Genomic DNA, 5503 nt, shown 5'->3' with positions numbered 1-5503 from the left:
TTATGGTTCCCAAAAGATGAAAATGGTGTTCCGGTAGCAAACGGACAATATTGGGCGCTAAGCGTAATTACCTCAAAGAGAAGTGTTGATTTTCAGATACTTACAAAGTGGGCTACTCTTATCAAATAGAAGCTGTTTTTTGATAATGAGGTGTTCAATACACCTCACTCAGTGTAATAAGAGCGGTTTTTACCTCTTAACGCCCATTTCTGTTCTGTTGCTAACGGAACACCATGTACGAAAAGCATTGGATCGCTTGGATGATTTGGTTGAACGGGTCACTTATTCGGAACAAACACCTTCATATGAACATTGGAAAAAGTTTAGCAAGTTTCTGACAGAATTTGAAATCTACATCCGGAACCATCAAGGGCAGATTACGAATTACGGAGAACGGTACCGCTACGGGGAGACGATCACTTCCAGCTTTGTGGAGGCAACGATTAACCAAATTGTCGCCCGCCGTTGCTGTAAGAAACAGCAGATGCAATGGAGCAAGAAAGGGGCTCACCTCCTTTTAGTTATGCGGAGTAAAGTGTTCAACGAAGAGTTGAGAGAATGCTTTCTCCAGTGGTATCCTAACCTAAAAGTAGAAGCCGAAAATGCTAAGCGAGCAGCTTAATTGCCCCACGGTTTTTTATGCTCTCCTGTTTTGTCCGAACAATAAAACTGGTGTCGGTGAGTCTCTTGTTTTATCTTTACCCGTTATTCGCATTATTGATATATCACTAAACGCGAGTTGTACAGCAACGCTACAATAAGAATGCTCTGGTGAACTAGCAGATGAGAAAGGATACCGTCGTATAAGGGCTGATTACAAGCTATGAGCGCAACTAAATGGGAATGCTACTTACGTAATAATACTAGGTATTACAATCCCAATGAAAGAGAGCAGAAGCGTAATAGTACTAGACATGGTGGTACGCAATTGAGGCGATTTACCAATGTGCTGTTTCAACTGTTGAATAGCTGCCGAACAGGTATTATACACCGTGCGTTTGTTCAACTTCATTAGAATGGCTATTTCGTCATAAGAGAGTTGCTCAAAAAACTTAAGATAGATTACCTTTTTCTGTTGCGGAGTAAGTAGCTCAAGAAGTTGATGTACTGCTTCTTTAACTTCAGCTTTATGCTGCCGCCTTATTAACCAAGTCTCGTACGAATTTTCAACAGCAATATCGGAGTAATTTTGTAAATCCGGCCCTTCTAGTTTTCTCTGAGCCTGAAGTTTTCGTAATACTCGGCGCCTTAAAGCAGAGCATAAGTAATGCTTAATGGTCATAACATCGTTCAATCGCTCTCGCTTCTCCCAAAGGATTGCAAAAATATCTTGAATAGCATCTTCTATCAGACCGTCGTCTGAAGTAAAGAGTTTTCCGTAACTCAGTAAGGACGGCGCGTAGCAATCAAAGATCGCATTAAGTGCTTGAGGATTCCCCGATCTTAACTGCTGCCAGAGATACAAATCATTTGCTTGAAAATTGCCCATTAGTAAATAGGTAGATTACAAATATTAAAAATTCTTAAAAACAACCAATAAAAATCAACTGAGTTTTTAACATTTATCTGAATAGAGAATTAAAATTAAATTTAAAAAAGATACATTTTTTCCGTGAACTTTAATAAGTACCGGTCTCTATAAATTAAAGAAGCTCATATTTTGAATCAATACCTGAACTACCGCGCCGACGAACTGGCCCAAGATGAATCATTTCAGCAGTGGGTGTTCCGCACTGATAGCGACGCTATTTCCTTCTGGACTAACTGGGTTGCTCTGTATCCTGAGAGACTTAGCGAAGTTAAGCAGGCACGCGAAATTGTGCTTACGTTGGGATTGCCGGCATCTTCCGAAGATAACTTTCGCCTATCGAAGATGAAGCAGGCCATCTGGAGTCAGATAGCCGAAACAGAGGTTACGCCCCGCAGAAAAAATCTTTGGCAGTATGCAATTGCGGCCTGTGTAGCCATGCTGCTTCTGGGGGGAGGCATTTGGTGGCTCCAATGGCCAGGGAATGTAAGCCATACTACTCAGTACGGAGAAAGGAAAACAATAGTACTTCCCGATAGCACCCTAGTTACTCTTAAAGCTAACTCTACCATAAGCTATCCCCGAAAGTGGTCGAATGATTCTGACCGCGAGGTCTGGCTGGAAGGTGAAGCATTCTTTCACGTTAAAGAAATAGTCGTGACAGCCGGTGAACAGTCGGATTCTCACTACTTAAAATTTACGGTGCATACAATTAATCAGGTAGAAGTAGCGGTATTAGGAACCGAATTTAACATAAGCACCCGTAGGCAAGAAACAGAAGTAGCTCTTAAATCAGGAAGTATTCAGCTGAAAATCAAGGAGGATGACTCTCAAACCATGCTGCTTAGTCCGGGTGAGTTAGTTTCTATCAACCACGATGAAGGGTTGGTTACTACGAAAAAAGTAGAGATTGCTCCTACCAAAAGGTGGCAAGACAACATGCTCCTTTTAGATGAAATCACATTATCTGAAGTGGCGGTGAAGCTCCAGTATAGCTTCGGGATCAACATTCTTTTTGAGGATGAAGCAATTGGTCAATATACGTTTAAAGGCTACTTACCCCACAATGATTTGGAAATATTATTAGAGGCTTTTGCTGAACTGTACAATCTGGAAATTGAGGAAAGAGAAGGCAATCAAATAATTTTCCGATCCCAACACTTATAAATACTCTTCATAAACCATTTTTCCCATGAGACAAAACTTACTCATTCTAATCTGCTTAATTACAGTTCATTGGTTTATACCCGATGCTACTGCTCAATCCCTTGCTTCAATTGATCTGGCTACTCAACCTGTAGCTACCGACTATTCAGTACAACAGCAGGAAGAAAAACAGTCGCTTGCTAAAGCCCTCAATGATTTGCAGGAGCAGTATCAAGTTCTATTCAATTATGATCCTTCGGTAGTTACGGGGAAAGAAGTACCCAAGCCAATACCTCAGCAGCATACTGCTAGTAGCATTGAGGCAAAGCTAACCACGTACTTACTGCCTTTACGCTTAAAGTACAAAAAGCTAAGAGACAACTACTTTATCATTTATAAGCCGGATGAGTCTAAGCTGAAAAAGATGCCGCTCCAGTCTTCCGGCACAAATCTAAGGCAGCTATCAGTACCAAAACCTAACCTTTCGGTGGCTCAATTGTCCGAAAATATACGAACCGCATTTCTGACCGTTAGTGGCAAAGTAACCGACTCAGCAACGGGCGAATCAATCCCCGGAGTGAATGTACTGGTAAAGGGAACCTCGGTGGGTACTATTACTGATGTGGAAGGAGATTATCAGATAGAAGTTTCTTCCTCTAATCCGGTTCTGGTGTTTAGCTCAATTGGCTACACCGCTGAAGAGATTCCAGTGGGCAACCAAACCGTGATTAATGTAGCTATGGCACCCAGCATAGAGCAGTTATCGGAAGTAGTAGTAATAGGATTCGGAACTCAGGAGCGGGAAGATGTGACCGGAGCTATATCTTCGGTTTCCGGCGAGGAGTTGAATGACATTCCGGTACCTTCCTTCGAGCAGGCATTAGTAGGTCGGGCAGCCGGAGTGCAAGTAACCACTGGCTCCGGTATTCCTGGGGCGGGGGCCAGTATTCGCGTTAGGGGGATTGGGTCTACCAACAACGCCGAGCCGCTGTACGTGATCGACGGAATTATTATTGGTAATGTAGATGGGGGCGGGCAAACCTCGGTCAGCCCACTTTCTCTGATAAACCCTAACGACATTGAAAGTATAGACATACTTAAAGATGCTTCGGCTACCGCAATTTACGGAGCCCGGGCGGGAAATGGGGTAGTAATTATCACTACTAAGAGGGGAAATGCCGGAAAAATGCAACTTAATTTTGATGCTTTTACGGCCTGGAATGAGATTGATCAGAGTAACTTTGACATGCTTACCGGGCCGCAGTGGGCGCAGTACTTATCCGAAGTAAATACTGAAGCAGGACTTACTGAGTACCCCGGAAGCCCGTTTATAGACAAAGCACTTTCGGGAGCTGACCTTCCTACCTACGATTGGTTTGATGAAGCGTATCGTACTGGACGCATAAATAGCTACAATCTTTCCTTAAATGCTGGTTCCGAAAAATCCCAGTACTTTGCTTCGGCAGGTTATTTTAACCAAGAAGGCATCTTACCTAATTCCGACTTAGAGCGGTTCACAATCCGCCTCAATAGTGACCATCAGGTCACTAATAGAATTAAATTTGGTAACACCCTAGCACTGTCGCGTAGTGAAGCCAACACCATAGGTAACGTTGATGGGAATGTTAGTACCCGAGACTGGATAACACGACTGCTCGGAATGAATCCTTACAAACCAATCTATGATCCGGCAGATGGCGACTACGCCGGACTTGAGGCCCAAGACCCTGATGCCGAAGGCCAACTTGATCACGCCAACCAGCACCCCATTTGGAGTTTGGATCAGGTTTACGATAACGAAGTACGTAATCGTATTTGGGGATCACTGTACACGGATGTAGAAATATTGGATGGACTGGTTTTTCATACCATGGGATCTATAGACTGGAGCTTTAATAGCAACGAAAATCGCAATCCATTTAACTCCATCGACGGGGCGGCTAATAGAGACCAAACGTTTTCTCGATTAAATTTAAACCAACGAGAAAGCCGCACTTGGTTCATTGAGAATACGCTACAGTATAGTAAAACTCTGGGTGGCCACGACTTTAGCATTATGGCGGGCTATCAGGCCCAAAACAATTTGAATCAAGGTTTTAACTCGGGAGCCGGAGCTTTCGTTGATACGGATTATTGGTTCTTCAACCGTCCTCAACTCACCAGTGAAATTACGGATGCCAACGGGAATATTCTTGCTACTGTTCCATTGGTTTTTCCTTCGGTAGGAAATTTCCAGAATGAATCAGCCTTTGTGTCGGCATTTGGGCGAGCCATTTATAGCTATCAAGATAAATACTTGCTTACAGCTACGGTCAGAAGAGACGGTTCTTCCCGCTTTGGTCCCGAGCAGCGTTGGGGTACTTTTCCCGCCGTTTCAGCCGGATGGCGTATCTCGGAGGAGGCATTCATGGCCAATGTATCCAATATTGATAATTTAAAGTTAAGAGTAGGTTACGGTGTTAGTGGTAGCGACAATACCCGCCTCTACCAGTGGAATTCGCAGGTAGGTACGGGTGGCGATCAGGAATATGTCTTAAATGGGGGCTCAGTGCCTGGCGCGATTATCACTCGCTTAGCCAACCCTTTCTTGGCTTGGGAAGAAATAAAAATGATCAACGCCGGTATTGATTTGGGCATGTTTGGCGGGCGACTTGAGTTTACGGTAGATTGGTTTAATAAGGTGACTGATGGCTTACTACTACCTTTCACCCCAGCAGCAGAAGTAGGTTCGCTTAATAATCCTTCCGGTAATTTAGGACGGGTAGATAACAGTGGTTTGGAGTTTGCCGTCCGTAGTGTGAATATTGCTAACGGTGATCTGCGGTGGAA

At 43.7% G+C, this 5503-nt stretch carries 4 protein-coding genes; 3 read left to right on the top strand and 1 reads right to left on the bottom strand.

The genetic code is table 11. The features are described 5' to 3' along the window. The first annotated feature begins 217 nt into the window (after positions 1-217). Positions 218-622, top strand: coding sequence for a hypothetical protein (locus WBA23_RS10410; protein ID WP_424582215.1), 405 nt, complete (start codon positions 218-220; stop codon positions 620-622). 228 nt (positions 623-850) lie between these two features. Here the strand turns inward: WBA23_RS10410 and WBA23_RS10405 are convergent, their stop codons facing one another. Further along, positions 851-1489 (bottom strand): RNA polymerase sigma factor, encoded by a 639-nt coding sequence (locus WBA23_RS10405; protein WP_424582214.1) that lies wholly within the window; start codon positions 1487-1489, stop codon positions 851-853. A gap of 171 nt (positions 1490-1660) precedes the next feature. On the opposite strand from WBA23_RS10405, the gene WBA23_RS10400 reads away from it, so the two are divergent. Next, positions 1661-2695: a FecR family protein gene (locus tag WBA23_RS10400; RefSeq protein ID WP_424582213.1), complete on the top strand. Its 1035-nt coding sequence runs from the start codon at positions 1661-1663 to the stop codon at positions 2693-2695. 25 nt (positions 2696-2720) lie between these two features. Continuing rightward, on the top strand, positions 2721-5503 hold a 2783-nt coding region (locus tag WBA23_RS10395; RefSeq protein ID WP_424582212.1), incomplete at its 3' end, for a SusC/RagA family TonB-linked outer membrane protein.

Origin of the sequence: Tunicatimonas sp. (genome assembly GCF_049647865.1) — a bacterium.
GTDB lineage: Bacteria > Bacteroidota > Bacteroidia > Cytophagales > Cyclobacteriaceae > Tunicatimonas.
Note: the sequence above shows the minus strand (reverse complement) of the source record. Positions and strands in the feature narration are given on the sequence as shown.